This window comes from Clostridium sp. CM037, assembly GCF_055081095.1.
Genome location: NZ_CM143650.1, coordinates 4,003,958 through 4,024,445 on the forward strand (window position 1 = coordinate 4,003,958; position 20,488 = coordinate 4,024,445).

The 20,488-nt window shown below is 32.4% G+C and carries 15 protein-coding genes, 5 tRNA genes and 1 riboswitch; of the genes, 6 read left to right on the forward strand and 14 right to left on the reverse strand.

Annotation, left to right across the window (positions count from 1 at the left end; all coding sequences use genetic code 11):
* Positions 1-53: 53 nt before the first annotated feature.
* Together ACWJKP_RS19150 and ACWJKP_RS19155 are read left to right on the forward strand one after the other, a co-directional pair.
* A complete protein-coding gene (locus ACWJKP_RS19150) occupies positions 54-641 on the forward strand; it encodes a Na+/H+ antiporter NhaC family protein (protein WP_224578712.1) in 588 nt (195 codons plus the stop codon).
* A gap of 228 nt (positions 642-869) precedes the next feature.
* Positions 870-1,208, forward strand: coding sequence for a Na+/H+ antiporter NhaC family protein (locus ACWJKP_RS19155; protein WP_263492328.1), 339 nt, complete (start codon positions 870-872; stop codon positions 1,206-1,208).
* 137 nt (positions 1,209-1,345) lie between these two features.
* Here ACWJKP_RS19155 and aroD read toward each other — a convergent pair whose 3' ends face one another.
* Together aroD and ACWJKP_RS19165 are read right to left on the reverse strand one after the other, a co-directional pair.
* Complete coding sequence (aroD, locus tag ACWJKP_RS19160) at positions 1,346-2,110, reverse strand: type I 3-dehydroquinate dehydratase (protein ID WP_165414819.1); 765 nt, start codon at positions 2,108-2,110, stop codon at positions 1,346-1,348.
* 170 nt (positions 2,111-2,280) lie between these two features.
* Positions 2,281-3,597, reverse strand: a complete 1,317-nt coding sequence (locus ACWJKP_RS19165; RefSeq protein ID WP_202881896.1) for a YjiH family protein — start codon at positions 3,595-3,597, stop codon at positions 2,281-2,283.
* 805 nt (positions 3,598-4,402) lie between these two features.
* Here ACWJKP_RS19165 and arcA point away from each other — a divergent pair.
* The 4 genes from arcA (at position 4,403) to arcC (ending at position 9,196) form a co-directional block, all read left to right on the forward strand.
* Entirely contained in the window at positions 4,403-5,626 is a 1,224-nt protein-coding gene (arcA, locus tag ACWJKP_RS19170; protein WP_165414817.1) for an arginine deiminase, read from the forward strand.
* Positions 5,627-5,653: 27 nt separating this feature from the next.
* Positions 5,654-6,652: an ornithine carbamoyltransferase gene (gene argF, locus ACWJKP_RS19175; protein ID WP_258280591.1), complete on the forward strand. Its 999-nt coding sequence runs from the start codon at positions 5,654-5,656 to the stop codon at positions 6,650-6,652.
* A gap of 95 nt (positions 6,653-6,747) precedes the next feature.
* Positions 6,748-8,160, forward strand: coding sequence for a basic amino acid/polyamine antiporter (locus tag ACWJKP_RS19180; protein ID WP_165413084.1), 1,413 nt, complete (start codon positions 6,748-6,750; stop codon positions 8,158-8,160).
* 85 nt (positions 8,161-8,245) lie between these two features.
* Positions 8,246-9,196, forward strand: a complete 951-nt coding sequence (gene arcC, locus ACWJKP_RS19185) for a carbamate kinase (protein ID WP_165413083.1) — start codon at positions 8,246-8,248, stop codon at positions 9,194-9,196.
* Positions 9,197-9,367: 171 nt separating this feature from the next.
* Here arcC and prfB read toward each other — a convergent pair.
* The 12 genes from prfB to ACWJKP_RS19245 all read right to left on the reverse strand — a co-directional run bounded on the left by prfB (position 9,368) and on the right by ACWJKP_RS19245 (position 20,378).
* Positions 9,368-10,475, reverse strand: a protein-coding gene (gene prfB / locus ACWJKP_RS19190; RefSeq protein ID WP_187351426.1) for a peptide chain release factor 2 whose coding sequence is annotated in 2 segments (ribosomal slippage) — positions 9,368-10,396 and positions 10,398-10,475 — 1,107 coding nt in all. Because the reading frame shifts where the segments join, the coding sequence is not laid out codon by codon here.
* A gap of 137 nt (positions 10,476-10,612) precedes the next feature.
* Positions 10,613-13,114 (reverse strand): preprotein translocase subunit SecA, encoded by a 2,502-nt coding sequence (gene secA, locus ACWJKP_RS19195; protein ID WP_165413082.1) that lies wholly within the window; start codon positions 13,112-13,114, stop codon positions 10,613-10,615.
* A 198-nt stretch (positions 13,115-13,312) separates the two neighbouring features.
* On the reverse strand, positions 13,313-13,846 hold the full coding sequence (hpf, locus tag ACWJKP_RS19200; RefSeq protein WP_165413081.1) for a ribosome hibernation-promoting factor, HPF/YfiA family: 534 nt from the start codon (positions 13,844-13,846) through the stop codon (positions 13,313-13,315).
* A gap of 422 nt (positions 13,847-14,268) precedes the next feature.
* The gene (locus tag ACWJKP_RS19205) at positions 14,269-14,808 is read right to left on the reverse strand and encodes a ComF family protein (protein ID WP_224578709.1); all 540 of its coding nucleotides are present in this window, start codon (positions 14,806-14,808) and stop codon (positions 14,269-14,271) included.
* A 113-nt stretch (positions 14,809-14,921) separates the two neighbouring features.
* Complete coding sequence (locus ACWJKP_RS19210) at positions 14,922-15,950, reverse strand: hypothetical protein (RefSeq protein WP_165413079.1); 1,029 nt, start codon at positions 15,948-15,950, stop codon at positions 14,922-14,924.
* Positions 15,951-15,995: 45 nt separating this feature from the next.
* The gene (recD2, locus tag ACWJKP_RS19215) at positions 15,996-18,227 is read right to left on the reverse strand and encodes an SF1B family DNA helicase RecD2 (protein ID WP_462961353.1); all 2,232 of its coding nucleotides are present in this window, start codon (positions 18,225-18,227) and stop codon (positions 15,996-15,998) included.
* Positions 18,228-18,433: 206 nt separating this feature from the next.
* A complete protein-coding gene (gene metK / locus ACWJKP_RS19220) occupies positions 18,434-19,609 on the reverse strand; it encodes a methionine adenosyltransferase (protein ID WP_165413077.1) in 1,176 nt (391 codons plus the stop codon).
* Positions 19,610-19,694: 85 nt separating this feature from the next.
* Positions 19,695-19,797: riboswitch (SAM riboswitch) on the reverse strand.
* Positions 19,798-19,899: 102 nt separating this feature from the next.
* Positions 19,900-19,984: transfer RNA gene (locus ACWJKP_RS19225), tRNA-Tyr, on the reverse strand.
* Between the two features lie 5 nt (positions 19,985-19,989).
* Positions 19,990-20,064: transfer RNA gene (locus ACWJKP_RS19230), tRNA-Thr, on the reverse strand.
* Between the two features lie 32 nt (positions 20,065-20,096).
* Positions 20,097-20,172 (reverse strand) — tRNA-Val (locus tag ACWJKP_RS19235).
* Positions 20,173-20,213: 41 nt separating this feature from the next.
* Positions 20,214-20,298: transfer RNA gene (locus tag ACWJKP_RS19240), tRNA-Tyr, on the reverse strand.
* Positions 20,299-20,303: 5 nt separating this feature from the next.
* Positions 20,304-20,378: transfer RNA gene (locus ACWJKP_RS19245), tRNA-Thr, on the reverse strand.
* Between the last annotated feature and the right edge of the window lie 110 nt (positions 20,379-20,488).

Here is a 20,488-nt window from a genome sequence, read left to right on the forward strand (position 1 = left end):
TAGATGAAATGCTTATAGGCTTAATTTAAATTTTTTTAAAGTAGGTGATGACAATGGATTTAATTATAGCTTTTATTGTTACATTTGCACTTTTAGTTTTGAGTGTTTTAAAAGGCATATTTCTTGCATATCCATTAATATCCGGGCTAATCCTCTTTATTTTAGTGGAGTTTAAAAGAGGAATTCCCCTAAAACGCTTGTCAAATATGTCTTTTAATGGGGGCAAAAAATCTCTCATAATTATAAAGATTTTTATTCTTATTGGGGCTATTACATCTATATGGATTGTCTCTGGCACTGTACCTGCAATAGTTTATTATTGTATAACCCTAATAAGGCCCAATATGTTTATTTTATCTGCATTCTTAACCAGTTGTTTCGTATCTTTTTTAATAGGTACATCTCTCGGAACGTCCGGCACAATAGGTGTGGCCCTTATGGTTGTTGCAAGAAGCGGTGGTGTAAACCTTGCTTCAACAGCTGGCTCAATTATTGCTGGAGCATACTTTGGTGATAGGTGTTCTCCTATGTCTTCTAGTGCAAGCCTTATTGCATATCTTACAGAAACAGATATATATAAAAATATAAAAAACATGTTTAAAACCTGCATAGTTCCCTTTGGTATTTCAATTATTTTCTAAACTATAGTGTCAAGTATATTTCCCTTGCATAGTTCTGCAAACGGAATAAATAATGAAATAATTAATGCCTTCTCTATAAATATAATTGTTTTGCTTCCTGCTTTGGTTATACTTGTTTTTTCAGCATTTAAGATAATGTTAAAACATCTATGATTGTAAGCATAATAACGGCTTTTTTATTGAGCATCTTTATACAACACGATACTTAAAGGCGGAGGAATCATTTCTATGCTAAAATCATCCCTCGTGATATATATAGGCTCTGCATTTGCAGGTTTAATAGAGGGAAGTAAAATGTTAGACAGTGTTGAAGCTATAACTTTGAAGGCAAATTCTAGGTATGGGGTCTTTCAAAATATAGTCATTTCAAGCATATTCACCGCTACTGTAGGCTGCAGCCAATCCGTTGCTGTTATGTTAACTCATATGTTAAATAAAAAGGCTTATGAGAAAAATGAACTAGATAACTCATTCTTAGCCATTGATTTAGAATACATCAATAATGATTTCCGCTTTGATTCCTTGGAACATTGCTTTACTTGCTCCACTTACGATTTTAGGTGCTAATGTTTCCTGCATGCCATACCTCTTATATATATATATGGTACCTATAACAAATTTGATCTTAATCCGATTTAAATCAAATACTAGCAATATAGAAATAAATATCAGTCGTTAAATCATCCTATTGCAGTCTAATTTTTTTACGTATTACTATGAAGTAATTGAATAGTTCTACGTAATTCTACTACAGCAATTTGACCTGGTGCAGAAGCCTTCTTGACTGCGCCAAATGTTAATGCGGAGCCAAATAATTCACCTGATAGTCTACTGATAATCCCTTTTTCCGCCATAGAAATTGTAATAATAGGACCATCCGCATATCTTTCATTCATAATACGCGTTGCATCTAACAGTATAATCACATCCTCTGCACAAGTAGGCATTACTGCGATTTTAGGAATATCTGCGCCTAATCCTTGAGCCTTACGTAATCGAGATATAATTTCTTCTTTCTCTGGTGTATTATGAAAATCATGATTAGATATAATAACCGCTACGCCATTTTCATGTGCTACTTCAACTAATTCTTTTACATCTTTTTCATTGTTAAATAATTCAATATCTATAACTTCAACAAGCTTTGTTTCAGAAATCAATCTATTTAATTCAAAATAAAATGCAGTACTAATCTCCTTTTGTCCACCCTCTTTAGCACTACGGAATGTAAAGATAATAGGCTTATCAACTAGCACTTTCCTAATTGCTTGTAATGCTTTCTTAACTCTATCTATATTGGTAGCGTCCTCGAAGAAATCTACACGCCATTCTACAACATCTAAATCAATCTTTTTTAAAATTTCAGCTTCTTCTATAAGCTGTGGAATAGTTTTTCCAACCATTGGAACACAAATTTTAGGTAGTCCTTCACCAATAGTAACAGTTTTAATAGTAACTACTTTTTTCATTAACACCCATCCCTTCATAATAAATTGCGGCACTAATTCTTTTCTAGATATAATACCAATCATTACTAATATAGTAAAGGTTTCTTATTTTTTCTTCCAAGTATAAACTATGAATAAATCACTCAAAAATCAAAGGGCGGTAAATCCCCCGCCCCCTTAAATAAGCTTATTTATAATATTAGATACGCAATAGGTATAGTTATTATTAATGTAAATACTGTCCTTTCAAACCATATGATAAGTATTTCACGTATACTTATTGGTATATCCGTTGACAATATGCATGGTATTGATGCAGAGAAAAATAATATGGATGAAATTGATACCACGGCAACTACAAATTTTGTTACAAGAGGAGCCCCAACAACTAACAATGCAGGCAAAAACATTTCAGCTATCCCCACTGCACATGCCTTTGATGCAAGTAATGCTTCAGGTAGTTTAAATAGTGAAACTATTGGGTAAAAAACATACCCTATTATATTGAACACAGGTGTATATTTCGCAAGAATTAATCCTATTAATCCTACAGACATTATTGATGGTAATATTCCCATAGCCATAATAAATCCATCTTTTAAATTTTCAACAATGTTTCTTCCTATTGGTACTGAATTTTGGGCAGCTTTAAGACCTGCTTCCCATGCGTTTTTAAATATATTCCCCTCTTTAGATATTTCCGGATAACCATTCTGATTATTATAGTATTCATCAGATTTCTTACTTAAAGGTCTTATTCTTGCAGTTATGGCTGTAACGATAAATGTAACTACTAATGTTACCCAAAAATATTCAGACCATAAATTCATTATTCCTAATGTTTTGGCAACTATAATCATAAAAGTAGCAGATACGGTGGAAAATCCTGTAGCAATTATTGCGGCTTCTTTTGTTGTATATTTCCCCTCTTTATAAACCCTATTCGTAATTAACAATGCAATAGAATAACTTCCCACAAAAGAAGCAACTGCATCAACAGCAGAACGTCCTGGTGTTTTCCATATAGGTCTCATAACTGGTTTCATTAAAACGCCTATAAATTCCATAAGTCCATAACCAACTAAAAATGCTAAAAATACCGAACCTACAGGAACAATTATCCCTACTGAAATAACTAATGAATCAAATAAAAATGGAATCATATCTTCTTCGAATAGCCAACTTGGTCCAATCTTAAAAAATGCCATAAATCCTATTATGATACCTAATAATTTAAGTAAAGAAAATACTGTTTTAACCTTATCTTTATTCCATGTTTTTTTATAAAAAGGATATACCCCCCCTAAAACAATAACTACTAATCCATAAATTCCAGCACCTTTCGTGGATAACCCTTTTAGTCCTGTAACTATGTGGTCTATGGGGATAGTTGTTTTCCCGTTTATAGTTAGTGTTATAAAAAACATGAATATCCCAATTATACTATAACCTAAAAATTTAAATACATTGGCCGTATTGTTTACTTTTATCTTTTCTGAATTATTCATCATTTACCTCCCATGTTTTTTTAATTTTTTAGCATTTTCAAGTAGAAAATGCATTTATAATTATTGATAATTCTTATGTAAGGAAGTAAAAAAGAAGGATGGAAAGTTGCATCTTTTTCAAAGTTCTTTCATGAATAATGTATGTATAAACTCAATAACTAATGCTAACTTACTAAATTTACGAAACCAATTCATTATATGCGAATAAATAATTCACAATAAATAAGGAAATTCACGCTACACTCCCGCCGCTCCGATTTAATTAATTGTTATTTAATACAATAATCCCCTTATAGATGCCTTCTTGGGATTTAATTATTTTTTCTGTCTCACATCATCACCTTTTATATATCGATATTATGAACATTTTGTAAATAAATAATATTGTTAACGATTTCAGTGCGATATTATGATGAAAAATAAGTTTATATGCATAATTATTAACGAAATAATTAATAATATATAGGCTATGTAACCTTTATCTAGATATTACTATACATTTATAGGTATAAATAACCAAAAAAAAGTTTTATGAATGTTTATACCTTATTTCTAGCATTATGCATAATAAACTAAGACATTGTGAATATATATTCACATAATCTAATATTCTAAATTTTCAAGCGTAAACATCCACAGTATTACTGAGTAAAATAAAGCTTAGCATAAATAAGCAGTGTTAAATCAATAACAAAGCTTACATGTACGATATATATGGGATTACAGTAGAATCCTGGGTTTTCCTTATATAATTGTACACTTTATAATAATGGCATAAACAAAAACGAATAGGGGGCTAAATTAAATGAAGTCATTTATAAATGTAACTTCTGAAATAGGAAAACTTAATAAAGTAATGCTACATAGACCCGGTAGAGAAATAGAAAATTTAGTACCAAATCTTCTTGAAAGATTACTTTTCGATGATATTCCTTATTTAGAAGTAGCGCGAAAAGAACATGATATATTTGCAAAAATATTAAAAGAAAATGATGTGGAAGTTCTTTATTTAGAAGAACTTGTTACAGAGGCTTTAATTGAGGATCAAACCAAAAAAATATTTTTACAACAGTTTTTACTTGAAAGTCACATTAATAATAAAGAAATATATAAATCTCTTTATGATTATTTAATGTCAAAGCCTACAAGAGAAATGATTGATATACTTATGGCCGGAGTTAGAAAAAACGAAATAGCTGTTAAGGAGATTCATTCCTTAAGAGGACTAATAGGAACTCAGTATCCATTTTACTTAGATCCTATGCCTAATCTTTATTTTACTCGCGATCCAGGCGCTTCAATTGGAAATGGTATTACTATAAATACTATGCAAACTGAAGCTAGAAGACGTGAGACTTTGTTCCTAGAATTTATTCATGAATATCATAGTTCCTTCAAACAAAATGAAGTGCCACTTTGGTATGATAGAAGCCTTCCAAGTAATATCGAAGGTGGAGACGAACTTATATTATCTGCCACAACCCTTGCAATAGGATGTAGTCAAAGAACTTCACCTGAAGCTATAGAAGTTGTAGCAAGAAATTTGTTTGAAAAACATACTACTTTTGAAAAAGTATTAGTATTAGAAATTCCATCTAGTAGAGCATTTATGCATCTTGATACTGTATTTACTATGGTTGATTATGATAAATTTACAATACACCCAGAGATAGAAGGACCACTTAATGTTTTCGAAATTACAAAAGGTGTCAATGGACAATTGAATATTAAGCAAGAAAAAGATATATTACAAAATGTATTAAAATCTGCATTAAAAGTGTCTTCAGTTGATTTAATAAGATGCGGCGGTGGTGACGCTATTGTAGCGGCAAGAGAACAATGGAACGACGGATCAAACACTCTAGCTATTGCACCAGGAAAAGTTATAACTTATGAACGAAATTATGTTACTAATGAAATTTTATCAAAACATGGTGTAACAGTACTCACAATGCCAAGTGCCGAACTTTCAAGAGGAAGAGGCGGCCCAAGATGTATGAGTATGCCACTAAATAGAGATAACTTATAAAAACAACAATATTAGGAGGAATTTATTATGTTTAACTTAAGAAACAGAAACTTTTTAACTTTGATGGACTTTACTCCAAATGAAATAAACTACTTTTTAGATTTAGCTAGAGATTTAAAAAGAGCTAAGTATGCAGGTACAGAACAACAGAAATTAAAAGGTAAAAATATTGCGCTAATATTTGAAAAGAGTTCTACAAGAACAAGATGTGCTTTTGAAGTAGGAGCACTAGACCAAGGGGCTCATGTAACTTACCTTGGACCTACAGGAACTCAAATTGGCAAAAAAGAATCTGTAGCAGATACAGCTAGAGTTCTTGGAAGAATGTATGATGGAATAGAATATAGAGGATATGGCCAAGAAATAGTTGAAGAACTAGCAAAATATGCAGGAGTTCCAGTATGGAACGGATTAACAACTGAAGACCACCCAACACAAATTCTTGCAGATTTTTTAACTATAAAAGAACACTTTGACAAGCCATTAAGCGACATTGTGTTTGTATATGCTGGAGATGGAAGAAACAACATGGCAAATGCATTGATGATTGGTGCTGCTAAAATGGGTATGGACTTTAGAATAGTATCACCAAAGAGCTTATTCCCAGAAACAGCATTAGTTTCAAAATGCAATGAAATTGCTAAAGAAACAGGAGCAAAAATTACTATTACAGATAGCGTGGATGCAGGAGTTAAAAATGCAGATGTAATCTACACAGACGTATGGGTTTCTATGGGCGAAGCAGACGAAGTATGGGCATCAAGAATAGAATTATTAAGGCCATACCAAGTTAATATGGAAATGCTTAATAAGACAGGTAACAAAAACGTTAAATTCATGCACTGCCTACCAGCTTTTCATGATTTAAAGACACTTGTAGGTAAAGATATATTTGAAAAATATGGTCTTGAAGGTTTAGAAGTTACAGATGAAGTATTTGAAAGTACACATTCTATAGTATTTGATGAAGCAGAAAACAGAATGCATACAATCAAAGCAATTATGGTTGCTACACTTGGAAACTAGCCTAAAATAATTATAAAATTAATTGGTGAGGGCAATATTATTGCTCTCACCAATTTAAAATATGGCTAATACATTAATCAAAAGGAGATTACAAAATGGAAAAGGATAAAGATAAGAAGCTAGGCTTGTCTCTATTAATTGCTCTTGGAGTTGGTTCCATGATTGGTGGTGGCATCTTTAATAGCCCAACTGATCTTATCGGTAAAGCAAACCCTCAAGCAGTAATTATTGCATGGGTAATTGGTGGACTTGGCGTGGCATTTTTAGCACTAGTATTTCAATTACTTGCAAACAAAAGACCAGCGCTTACAGGGGGCATATTCACTTATGCAAAAGAAGGCTTTGGAGAATTTGTTGGATTCAATTCAGCCTGGGGATATTGGTTAAGCGCTTGGCTTGGAAACGTTGCATTTTTTATTCTTATATTTAAAACTTTTAATAGTTTAGTAGGTGACGTAAAACCTATAGTAACATTTTTATTAGCATCTGCACTATTATGGATAATTCATTATATACAAATGCGTGGAGTTAAGAGCGCCGGAATAATAAATGCCGTTGCCACAGTTGCAAAAATCATACCCTTATTAATGGTAATTGTATTTGGTCTTGCAATATTTAAAACTAGAACTTTTAATGTTGATAATTGGAAAACAATATTAGCTTCTACGGGGGGTTCTACCACCGTGTTCTTGCAAATTAAAGGAGCAATGGGTACAATTTTGTGGTGCTTTATTGGTATCGAAGCTGCAACAGTGCTTTCTGAGAGAGCGAAATCTCAAAAGACTGTCGGAACGGCTACAATAATAAGTTTAATTATAACTTTAGTGCTTTATATACTGGTTTCAACAACCGCTATGGGAGTAATTTCAGCTAATACTCTTGCTAGTTCACAAACCCCTCTAGCAGATATGTTATCAATTACTGTACTTGGCAGTATTGGAGCTGTAATCGTTAAAGTTGGTTTAATTATTTCACTTATAGGCTGCCTAATTAGTTGGGTTATGCTTGCAGCAGAAATTCCTTATGTTGCGGCAAAGGGTGGCACAATGCCAAAATGGTTTATTAAACAAAATGACAATGGTGCTGCAGTAAATTCATTATTACTAACTGATGGATTAACTCAAATATTTTTACTTTCGCTACTTTTACCAGCACTTCAGTCTGCATATGGTAGTGTGTTTTTAATTTCAACAACATGTATTTTAATTCCATATTTGCTTTCATCACTATATGCAGTTAAAGTTGCATTTACAGATGTCCTAGGAGCTAAAGATAAGATAGTTTCTATATTAGCCTGTACCTATTCACTATATGTAATTTACGCAGTAGGAATAAATTATCTAGGAGCAGCAGTAATACTATATGCAGTGGGTATATTTGTATATCTAAAGGCTAGGAAAGAAAAGAATGAACCTATTAAAATAAACGAGAAAATAGGAATGGTAGCCATTATGGTAGTTGCAATCTTAATGATTATACTGCTTTCAATTGGCAAAATTCAACTTTAAACATCATTTCAATGAAATTTTATAAAATATTTTTAAGTTATTAAATAAATTATATTTTATATATAATATAAAAGGAGAAATATATATGTCAAGAATAGTAATAGCACTTGGTGGAAATGCCCTTCAAGCAAATCCAAAGGATACTACATCAGAAGCACAGTTAGTAACAGCAAGACAGACGTCAGAAGCCATTGTAGATTTAATTGAAGAGGGTCACGAGGTTATTGTTGCTCATGGTAATGGACCTCAAGTAGGTCAACTTGTAGCTACTTATGAAGCAGCCGCTTCTATAAATGAAAATAGCCCAATAATGCCTTTTCCTGAATGTGGTGCTATGAGCCAAGGTTATATAGGCTATCATCTGCAACAAAGCATTAGATCAGAGATGAGAAAACGAGGAATAAATAAGGACGTTGCAACAGTAGTTACTCAGGTAATTGTTGATCAGAATGATCCAGGATTTAAGGATCCAACTAAGCCAGTAGGTTCTTTCTTTACGGAGGAACAGGCTAAGAAATTAATGATTGAAAAAGGATATATAATGAAAGAGGATTCAAATAGAGGATGGAGACGCGTAGTGGCTTCACCACTTCCAATGGCTATAGTTGAAGAACCTATTATCAAAACATTAGTTGAAGCTGGACATATTGTTATAACTGTTGGCGGTGGCGGTATACCTGTAATTGATAATGGAAATGGAAACCTTGAGGGCGTTCCAGCAGTAATAGATAAAGATTTTGCTTCTTCTAAAATAGCTGAATTACTAAATGCTGATGCATTAGTTGTACTTACAGCCGTTGAACAGGTTGCTATTAACTTTGGTACTCCAAATCAAAAGAATCTTTCAATAATAACTGTTGAAGAAGCTAAAACTTATATTAAAGAAGGACATTTTGCTCCTGGTTCTATGCTTCCAAAAATAAAAGCGGCTCTTGCTTTCGTTGAGGCACAAGAAGGCAGAAAAGCAATTATAACATCACTCGAAAAAGCTAGAGAAGCTATAAGCGGAACAGCAGGAACAGTGATAACAAAATAATAAACTTTACATGTAAGTCATAAGATGAAAATGCTTATGACCTATACATAACAAAAATAAAATATCCAGCAGGATATACAATATATTCTGCTGGATATTTTAGGTTCAAATAGAAATGTGTCTACATTTCTATAATGGTACCGACCTTCTTTATTGTAGATATACCTGAAGTTATTTATTGTTCTGCCTTAAGTACGCCTCAATGAAAATATCAATATCCCCATCCATAACTGCATCTACATTGCCCATTTCTGTATTAGTCCTATGATCCTTGACCAAATTATATGGATGAAATACATAAGATCTAATTTGACTTCCCCAACCATTTTCTTTCAAATCCCCGGTTAAGTCTTCTATCCTATCTTTTTTAGCTCTTTCCTTTAAATCCAATAATTTTGCCATAAGCATCTTCATCGCAGTTTGTTTATTACTATGCTGACTTCTTTCATTTTGACACTGTACTACTATACCCGTAGGTATATGGGTAATCCTTATGGCTGAGTCAGTTTTATTTACATGTTGACCTCCTGCCCCTCCAGATCTATAAGTATCTATTCTGAGGTCATCAGGCTTTATTTCAACATCTTGATTATCGGTAAGCTCTGGAAGTACTTCACAAGATGCAAACGAGGTTTGCCTCTTACCATTTGCATTAAAAGGTGAAATTCTTACTAACCTATGCACTCCCTTTTCGGCCATTAAATATCCATAGGCATATTCGCCAGTTATTTTTAATGTCACTGCTTTAATACCCGCTTCATCAGATGGCTGATAATCTAAAACTTCGATCTTATATCCCTTCTTTTCACACCACCTTGAGTACATTCTATAAAGCATTTCTGTCCAATCTTGAGCATCACTTCCACCTGCACCGGTATGAAGCGTTAAAATCGCATTATTTATATCATATTTCCCAGATAATAAAATTTCTATCCTGAACCTATCTGTATCCAGCGTTAAGTCTTTTAATTCACTTTTCATTTCTGCTATAGAGGAATCATCTTCTTCCTCCTCACTTAGTTCAATTAGCACTTCCAAACCTTCTATCTTACTAATTATTAAATTAAATCTATCAATTCTATCTTTAATACCCTTAGCTTTTTGAGTAACTTGTTGTGCCGTTTTTATATCCTGCCAAAAGCTCGTCTCCTGCATTGTGAACTCAAGTTCTCTTAATTGTTTTTCCATAGATGCTACGTCAAAGAGACACCCTGATCTCTTCTACATTACTTTTTAATACGTTTAATTCACTTATTACTTCTTCGATTAGTATTATCAATTATAGCACCTCTTTCATTATATTTGAAAAGGGATAAGCAGAATCAATTGCTCATCCCTTCCCAGTTGAAAATTGACAGTTATGTATTTCCAACTATTATTATCCATTGCGCGGTCGTCTGAAGTTATTAATAGATATTAACCTCTGCCACAGCAATTTTTGTATTTTTTCCCTGAACCACAAGAACATTCATCATTTCTTCCTTGTTTAGTTACTTTTTTAATTGGCTCATTTTTAATGGAATTATCATGATTTGTTGATGTAATCTTAGAAACCATTTCTCTCTCAGGTGCTTTTTCTATTTGCACGTGAAATAAGTATTTAACAGTTTCCGTCTTTATAATTTCAATCATTTCAGCAAACATATCGCTACCTTCCATTTGGTAGGCTTGTGATGGATCCTGTTGCTTATAAGCTCTAAGTCCAATGCCCTGCTTTAAATGTTCCATCTCATCGATATGATCCATCCATTTACTATCCACTACCCTTAGAAGAATAACCCTTTCGACTTCTCTTATTTGTTCGTCACCAAAATTTTCTTCTTTTTGATCATAGATTTTTTTAGCTATTTCTAAAAGAGTATTTTTAATTTCCTCATTAGATGTTTTAGAAAGTTCTTCTATTGAAACCATACCCTTTGGAAGATATATTTCTTCAAGATAGTTAATAAGTTTTACTAATTCCTCATCAAAACTTTCCTCAATTCCACTAATATGTGAATCAACTGCAGTGAAAACAACATCTTGTATCATTTCTTCAATTTGATCTTTTATGTTTTCACCTTGAAGAACCTCTGTTCTTTGTCTATAAATTATTTCTCTCTGTTGGTTCATTACATCATCATATTGAACAACATTTTTTCTTATATCAAAGTTATTTCCTTCAACTTTCTTTTGAGCACTTTCTATAGCACCACTTACCATCTTGCTTTCAATAGCGTCCTCATCAGTTAATCCTAATTTTCCTACAACCCCTTGAAGTCTTTCAGACCCAAATATTCTCATTAAATCATCTTCGAGTGATATGTAAAATCTTGAGCTTCCAGTATCTCCCTGACGACCAGCACGGCCCCTAAGCTGATTATCAATACGCCTAGATTCATGTCTTTCAGTTCCAATTATCTTGAGTCCACCAACTTCAACAACGCCTTCTTCAAGCTTAATATCTGTACCACGACCCGCCATATTAGTTGCTATGGTAACCATGCCACGTGCTCCTGCATGAGAGACTATATCCGCTTCTCTTTCATGATATTTAGCATTAAGTACTTGATGAGGAATTCCTCTTTTTTTAAGCATATCAGATAATAATTCTGATTTTTCTATACTAACAGTTCCTACGAGAACGGGCTGCTTGTTCTTATAAGTTTCAACTATTTCATCTACTATAGCTTTATATTTCCCATTTACAGTTTTAAACACTAAATCTGCGTTATCAATTCTTGTTAATGGCATATTCGTAGGTATTACTATTACATCCAATCCGTATATTTCTCTAAATTCATTTTCTTCTGTAAGCGCAGTTCCAGTCATACCCGATAACTTATTATACATTCTAAAATAGTTCTGGAAGGTAATGGTTGCAAGAGTTTTTGACTCTTTTTCAATTTTGACGCTCTCTTTCGCTTCAATAGCTTGGTGAAGCCCATCGCTATATCTTCTGCCTTCCATGAGTCTTCCAGTAAACTCATCCACTATGATAACTTGACCATCCTTTGCCATATAATCTTTATCTTTTCTCATGATGAAGTTTGCTTTTAAAGCTTGAACTGTATGGTGCTGTATACCCATATTTTCTGCATCAGCATAATTCTCTAAATGAAAATATTTTTCCGCTTTATCTATACCAGCATCAGATAATATGACAGCACTAGCTTTTTCATCTATAGTATAATCTTCTTCCTTCACTAGACCCTTAACAAAATAATCTGCTACTTTGTAGAAATCCGTAGATTTTTCTCCTTCTCCAGATATTATAAGCGGTGTTCTAGCTTCATCTATTAATATAGAATCAACCTCATCCACGATTACAAAGTTTAATTTTCTTTGAACTCTTTCTTCTTTATAAACAACCATATTATCTCTTAAATAGTCAAACCCAAATTCGTTATTTGTCCCATATGTTATATCTGAATTATAGGCCGCTTGCCTTTGTGTTTGATCTAAATCATGAATAATTACGCCTACAGAAATACCTAAGAATTCGTGTATTCGTCCCATGTCATCGCTATCTCTTTTGGCAAGGTAGTCATTAACTGTAATTATGTGAACACCATTTCCTGTTAACGCATTCAAATATGAAGGAAGTGTAGCCACTAAGGTCTTTCCTTCACCAGTTTTCATTTCTGTTATTCTTCCTTGGTGCAGTACTATTCCACCAATTAGTTGTACTCTAAAATGCTTCATGTTAAGAACTCTCCATGAAGCTTCTCTAACCACCGCAAAGGCTTCAGGTAATATATCCTCTAAAGTCTCTCCTTTATTTAATCTAGTTTTAAATTCTTGTGTTTTTAATTTAAGTTCTTCATCGCTTAAACTAGTCATCAACGGATCTAATTCTTCTATTTTATCTACTGTTGAAATTATTCTTTTTATTTCTCTATCACTATAACTACCAAATAACTTTTCAAAAAATTTCATACTTTTCATCCTCACTATTCATTTTAATAGTCCCTAAATATATACTTAAAATTATACCACTTAATTTGTTACTGTTCAACTTATACGAATTTATAAATTTTGTAAATTATCATTAATAATTTTTCACTATACTTTTTTTAAAGTTAAAAAAAGATTAAAGTAAGTAAATTTACTTTAATCCTTTAAATTCAATATATTTTAAAATTCTGGTTCTATCAAACCATAATTTCCATCTTTTCTTTTATATACTACATTTACCTCTGAACTACCATCACTCATATATACGAAGAAACTATGACCAACGAGTTCCATTTGAAGTACTGCTTCCTCTGCTGACATAGGTTTAAATGCAAATTTTTTCATCTTTACTATCTTAGGATCTATACCATCATCTTCGTTCTTATCATATTTTGGTATGCCTTGAAATTTAAGAGACGTTCCCCTATTCCTTTTTTCTAATTTTGTTTTATTTTTTCTAATTTGTCTTTCTAATTTATCAACAACAATATCTAATGAGGTATACATATCTTCATTTTGCTCTTCTGATCTTAAAATAACTCCATTAAAAGGGATTGTAACTTCTATTGTATGTCTATTCTTACAAACGCCTAATGTTGTCTGTGCTTCCACATCTGGACTAAAATACTTATCCAATCTTGCTATTTTCTTGTCTATAATATTTTTCAAGGCTTCTGTTATCTCTATATTTCTTCCTATTACTTTGACTTTCATACTTCCAGCCCCTCTCTAATATCTACATACTGCTTAATTACTAAGCATGATATATGTTTTATATTTCAATTCTATTACTTTAAATGCTAAATAGCAACCATTAAAATCAGAATTCACACAATATTAATACAATTTAAATTATATTCGATATTTTTAGGTACCAATAAAATAAAAACTCCTAATATAATATTAGGAGTTTTTATATATTAAGTTAGTTGACCTGGTCTTTGACCCCACACTCGCCTGCTGGAGCTTTTGCTACCCAGAATTACCCTCTCACTACTAACACTCTCGTCTACTAAACGGCAGGACTAACCTCTAAGCCGCACCATGCTCACTAAACTTTGTTTAACTTACGTGGATCGTTTCGCCTGCGACTGGCATCGACTTTCAACCACAAACCTAACTTACTACAATAAGTATTATACATTACTTTTGGCTATTGTCAATATATAAATATTCTTTATTCCACTTTCTTTCAGTTTGTGAGCACAATGAAACGCTGTAGCCCCAGTAGTTATAACATCATCAATGAGCAAAACATTTTTATTTTTTATAATTTCACTTTTTTGGATGTCAAAACATTTATCCATATTGTTCCATCGTTCTTCGCCATTGAGACCTATTTGATCTTTAGTATCCTCAGTTTTAATCAAGTTGCAACTTACTGGAATATTTAAAAATCGCGATAAATAGCTTGCCAAAAACTCGCTTTGGTTATACCCCCTATTTTTTAAAGCTTTTTTAGTCATAGGTACATAAGATATTAAGTCAAATTGTAATTCATTGCTTTTTACAAGTTGTAACATGTATTCAGCTAAGATCTCACCGCATATAAAATCGCTTTTATATTTAAGCCTAATAATTAATTCTTTTACTATATTAGAATAATAAAACACTGACCAAACAAGATATTTTTCTTCATTGCGACCTATATAAAAGCTTTGTGCACAGCGCTTCAATTTTTCTCTGCATTTAGTACACAAAGCTTCACTTTCCTCACTATATCCACTACAGATTACGCACTGTTCATCGCCTGAATATATGAGCTGAACTAAACAATAAAGTATTTTTCTTATATATTTAATAATCCTCGCTCCCACGCTTTCTCATTAAATTTTCTAGCTATATTTTTAGCTTTATCCATTTGCACAGTTTCAACATTAGCTAAAAATATAGCCTCTCCCCTTTGTATACTTTCATATCTCCCAACCTTACTTGATAAATATAATAGTTGCTTATGATTATATTTATCATTATCAGCAAAATAAACTATAACATCAATTGAATGAAATTCTAAATAACTTTCTTCAAAGTCATTAGTGACTATTATCCCCTCATCTTCATTCATGAACTTTACCTTAATATTAGCATCGCTTTTTTTACTAATAAACAAAAATATATTTTCACTTAACTTTTCTTTGAAATTACTTAGATACTCAAAGACCGCTATAGTTTTTTCCTCATCTGGTGTAAATATTATTACCTTTCTATTAGATATAATTGACCAATTCAAATATTGATAAACAACCAAAGGTATATCCATACTAAGATTTATTCTTGTAGTTATGATTCTAGGCTCTATAATCGGAATATTATTGTTTTTTAACGGAAACATTATTGGTGTGCCCTCGCTTAAAACATTCTCTACAGAATAGGCTATAGCTACACTATTTGCTCTACACATTCTTAATAATACTTTTTTTATTTGTTGCTTAGTGTATTTAGGAAAACTTCTAATATCATTATAAATAATCAAATCAAATTTTTCTTGGAGTTTTAACGCATTTTCATGATTGCATATATGTAAATACTCATTCACACTGCCATAATTCGTTTCAGGTGAATATACATATTGACCTAAATTGCTAAATTTATTTATGAAGTAAATAATATCAATACTCCTCTGGTTTTCATTAGTTATATACAATATATTTTTCTTTTCATTAACATATGCAATTATAGTTTCTAACAATATATCAGAGGAATTGTAAAACATAGATACAACATCAATTCTTTTTTTGCTGTTTAAAGAACATTTTAAAATTTCTTTGCTAATTTCATCTTTTTCTTTACTAAGGTTTAATTTTGCGTAGAAAAGCATGTAAAATCTCCTTTGCAATTTAATATTTGTTCTAAACAAATCAATCTAATTTTCATCATGGCTCACATTTGTATCTACTATTTGTCTTATTCTCCAGCCCAAAGCGGAGTACCGCTCGAAACTTCTGTTGTTATCTTTCATGAAATTAACAGCTTTTATTGCTCCCACTAAAACAACCATATTCTTTGCTCTAGTTATCCCTGTATAAAGTAAATTTCTGTTCATTAAAAGTGGGGGACCCATAAACATAGGCATAATTACAACTTCAAACTCACTGCCTTGACTTTTATGTATTGTAATAGCATACGCTAAAGCTAGTTCATCTAAATATACACCTTCATATTCTACCCGTTTGTCATCATCAAAAATCACAATAACATTTTCATTATCTTCATCAATATCTTCAACATACCCTACATCACCATTAAAAATGCCCACTCCATCTTCAGCTTTTGCATTAATTTTTTTCCATTTTATAGAGTAATTATTTTTAATTTGCATAACCTTGTCGCCTACCCTAAATATAGTATTCCTATATTCCTTTTCCTTTTTATACTTAGATTTAGGGTTCAATATTTGCTGAAGCTTTCCATTTAGATTTTCTATACCCAATATCCCTTTTCTCATAGGAGAGAGTATTTGAATATTCTTCATCTTATCCCATTTTTTGTTAAATTTTGGCAATCTGGTATTAATTAAAGCAATTATACTGTCCAAGATTTTCTCTGGCTCATTATTTTCAATAAAATAAAAATCTTTATCCTTTTTATTTAAAATAGGCATCTCGCCATTGTTAATTTTATGAGCATTCACAATAATCATACTTTCTTGTGCTTGCCTAAAAATCTCCTTAAGCTTAACTACTTTAACACATTTACTGTCAATAATATCTCTTAGTACATTACCCGGTCCGACAGATGGCAATTGGTCAACATCACCAACAATTATAAGTCTAGTTCCTACGCTGATAGCTTTTAATAAACTATTCATAAGCATTATGTCTATCATAGATGCTTCATCAATAATTAGCACATCACAATCTAAAGGCGATTCCTCACTTCTAGAGAACTGCGACCCATCATCTCTGCCTACTCCAAGTTCTAATAACCTATGTATGGTTTTGGCTTCGCGACCAGTAGCCTCTGTCATTCTTTTGGCAGCCCTTCCGGTGGGCGCAGCCATATAAACTTTCATTCCTGCTTCTTCAAATACCTCTATAATGCAATTAATTATAGTAGTTTTGCCAGTACCTGGACCTCCAGTTATAATTTCAATACTATTTTCTGCAGCACCACAAATAGCAGTCTTTTGAGACGTTGCAAATTTTATGTTTTTTTCTTCTTCGAAGTCATTAATCTTTTCTTGTATGTCTATTTCTAATTCATCATACTTTTCTATAGATAAGGTTATAATTTTTTTAGTAATAGCTAATTCACAATAATAGAACGGCATAGTGAAAACACAGTCTTCTTCATCAATATTTTCGACTTTCAATTTTCCCTGCAATACATTATCATAAACATTTTTTTCAATTTCTTCAGCCGTAACCCCAAGAATATTTTTAGATTCTTTGTATAATTTGTTTAAGGGCATATAAGTATTTCCCATAGCGCAAAATTCATTTACCACATAATTAATTCCACTTTGTATTCTAAAAGGCGACTCTTTGTCAATGCCTAAACTTTGTGCTATCTTATCTGCAATTTTAAATCCTACTCCAGAAATGGTTTCAGTTAACACATAAGGATTATCCTGCACTACCTTTATAGAGTCTCCTCCATATTTTTTATAAATTTTCACACATTGGTTAGGTGTTACTCCATATGTTTGAAGAAATATCATTATATTTTTAACTTCTCGTTGCTTAGAATATGATTCAAAAATTAATTGAATCTTTTTTTGTCCTACACCATCAATCTCTTTTAATCTTTCAATTTCATTATCTAATATATTCATGGTGCTTTCACCAAAGTGCTGTACAATTTTTTTAGCAGTTATTGGTCCAATTCCTTGAATAACTCCTGAAGCTAAATATTTTTCTATACCTTCAAGTGAACTCGGTATTATTTCCTCACATTGTATTATTCTAAATTGCTTGCCAAATTGAGGATGAGTAACCCACTCCCCCGTTAATTTCAGGTTCTGCCCTTCACTTATATATGGCACAATGCCTACCACAGTTATCTGCTTTTTATTATCATTCAAATGAGCAATTATATATCCATTTTCTTCATTATGAAATACTACATCTTCGATTATCCCTTGTATTTCCGGCATAAAATCTCTCCTATTTATAAATTCATATAATAACATTAATAATAATATTATTAGCAATAATATTATTATTAATGTTATTATATCATATGTATTTTACATCTCTTATGTTCAGTATACCCCTATCTTAGGTTTTATCAAAATGCTACTTAATAATCACATGCACTAAAAAGAGATAACAATTAATAATTGTTATCCCTTTTTTTATATTATACGTATTTTTTTATTTCATCAACCTTGTTTAGTTTTTCCCATGAAAGATCTAAATCAATTCTTCCAAAATGTCCATAGGCAGCTACTTGTTTATAAACAGGTCTTCTTAGTTCTAATTCTCTTATAATTACAGCTGGCCTTAAATCAAATACTTTTTCAACTATTTGAACTATTTTATCATCGTCAATTTTTCCTGTTCCGAAAGTTTCAACCTCTATAGATACTGGTTTAGCTACACCTATAGCATAAGCTAACTGAATTTCCAATTTATCTGAAACTCCTGCAGCAACTAAATTTTTAGCAACCCATCTTGCAGCATATGCAGCGGATCTATCAACTTTTGTTGCATCCTTTCCTGAGAATGCTCCACCGCCATGTCTTCCATATCCACCATAAGTATCTACTATTATTTTTCTTCCTGTTAAACCAGAGTCTCCTTGCGGTCCTCCAATTACAAATCTGCCTGTAGGATTTATATAATATTTAGTACTTTCATCTAATAATCCACTTGGAACTACAGGTTTTATTACATGCTCTTTTAAATCATTTTCAATTTGATCATGAGTCGCTTCTTCTGCATGTTGAGTTGAAATAACAATAGTATCTATTCTTACTGGCTTATTATCTTCATACTCTACAGTAACTTGAGTCTTTCCGTCCGGTCTTAAGTAATCTAATGTGCCATTTTTTCTTACTTCGCTTAACTTTCTTGCTAATCTGTGAGCCATAGCAATTGGTAGTGGCATGTACTCTGGCGTCTCATTAGTTGCAAATCCAAACATCATGCCTTGATCACCAGCACCTATTGCGTCAACCTTATCAATCTCGCCTGCTTTAGATTCTAATGCCTCATCTACTCCCATAGCTATATCTGTTGATTGTTCATTAATAGACGTAAGTACAGCACATGTGCTAGCATCAAACCCGTATTTTGCTCTAGTATATCCTATGCCTTCAATGGTATTCCTGACAACCTTAGGAACATCTACATAACAACTAGTTGTTATCTCTCCCATTACTAAAACCATTCCTGTAGTAACCGCTGTTTCACAAGCAACTCTAGCATAAGGATCTTGTTCTAAAATAGCATCAAGTACGGCATCTGAAATTTGGTCACAAACTTTGTCTGGATGTCCTTCTGTAACAGATTCTGATGTAAATAATCTTTTCATTATAATTCTCCCTTCTACTCTCTAAAATTTCCTTATAAAAAAATAAAACCTCTTCCAAATATAAGAAGAGGTGATTTAATCATCTCCCTTATCTTGCAGATTATAACTGCAGGAATTGGCACCATGGTGCATTGCACCGGTTGCCGGGTTTCATAGGGCCTTTTTCCCTCCACCTCTCTTGATAAGAGTTATCAATTATTAACTTTTAATTATAATACCATATGCATTCTATAGTGTCAACAGAATCTAAACTCTGTAAAAAATAAAAAAAGACATCTATAGATGTCTTTTGGTGGAGGAGGACGGATTCGAACCATCGAAACATTACGTAACAGATTTACAGTCTGCCCCCTTTGGCCACTCGGGAACTCCTCCATATGTGGAGCTGGCAATAGGAATTGAACCTACAACCTGCTGATTACAAGTCAGCTGCTCTACCGTTGAGCCATGCCAGCATGCATTTTATTCTATTTTAAAAAGAGTATTATGGTGGGAACAACAGGGTTCGAACCTGTGACCCTCTGCTTGTAAGGCAGATGCTCTCCCAGCTGAGCTATGCTCCCATAATTTATTTAAACCATAATTTATTGTAAACCATTATAAATGGTGGAGGAGGACGGATTCGAACCATCGAAACATTACGTAACAGATTTACAGTCTGCCCCCTTTGGCCACTCGGGAACTCCTCCACTTATGGAGCTGGCAATAGGAATTGAACCTACAACCTGCTGATTACAAGTCAGCTGCTCTACCGTTGAGCCATGCCAGCATATTATGTTTTATTATTTTGCCGTTTTACCGTGTCGACAAGAATTATTATACAACTTTAATTAATTAATTTCAAGTCTATTATCCTTTAATAAACGACTTCTTCTCTCC

Bases quoted from the DNA above. Each gene is read 5' to 3' on its own strand.
- ACWJKP_RS19150 (WP_224578712.1), top strand. From the start codon at position 54: ATGGATTTAATTATAGCTTTTATTGTTACATTTGCACTTTTAGTTTTG.
- ACWJKP_RS19155 (WP_263492328.1), top strand. From the start codon at position 870: ATGCTAAAATCATCCCTCGTGATATATATAGGCTCTGCATTTGCAGGT.
- aroD (WP_165414819.1), bottom strand. From the start codon at position 2,110: ATGAAAAAAGTAGTTACTATTAAAACTGTTACTATTGGTGAAGGACTA.
- ACWJKP_RS19165 (WP_202881896.1), bottom strand. From the start codon at position 3,597: ATGAATAATTCAGAAAAGATAAAAGTAAACAATACGGCCAATGTATTT.
- arcA (WP_165414817.1), top strand. From the start codon at position 4,403: ATGAAGTCATTTATAAATGTAACTTCTGAAATAGGAAAACTTAATAAA.
- argF (WP_258280591.1), top strand. From the start codon at position 5,654: ATGTTTAACTTAAGAAACAGAAACTTTTTAACTTTGATGGACTTTACT.
- ACWJKP_RS19180 (WP_165413084.1), top strand. From the start codon at position 6,748: ATGGAAAAGGATAAAGATAAGAAGCTAGGCTTGTCTCTATTAATTGCT.
- arcC (WP_165413083.1), top strand. From the start codon at position 8,246: ATGTCAAGAATAGTAATAGCACTTGGTGGAAATGCCCTTCAAGCAAAT.
- secA (WP_165413082.1), bottom strand. From the start codon at position 13,114: ATGAAATTTTTTGAAAAGTTATTTGGTAGTTATAGTGATAGAGAAATA.
- hpf (WP_165413081.1), bottom strand. From the start codon at position 13,846: ATGAAAGTCAAAGTAATAGGAAGAAATATAGAGATAACAGAAGCCTTG.
- ACWJKP_RS19210 (WP_165413079.1), bottom strand. From the start codon at position 15,950: ATGCTTTTCTACGCAAAATTAAACCTTAGTAAAGAAAAAGATGAAATT.
- recD2 (WP_462961353.1), bottom strand. From the start codon at position 18,227: ATGCCGGAAATACAAGGGATAATCGAAGATGTAGTATTTCATAATGAA.
- metK (WP_165413077.1), bottom strand. From the start codon at position 19,609: ATGAAAAGATTATTTACATCAGAATCTGTTACAGAAGGACATCCAGAC.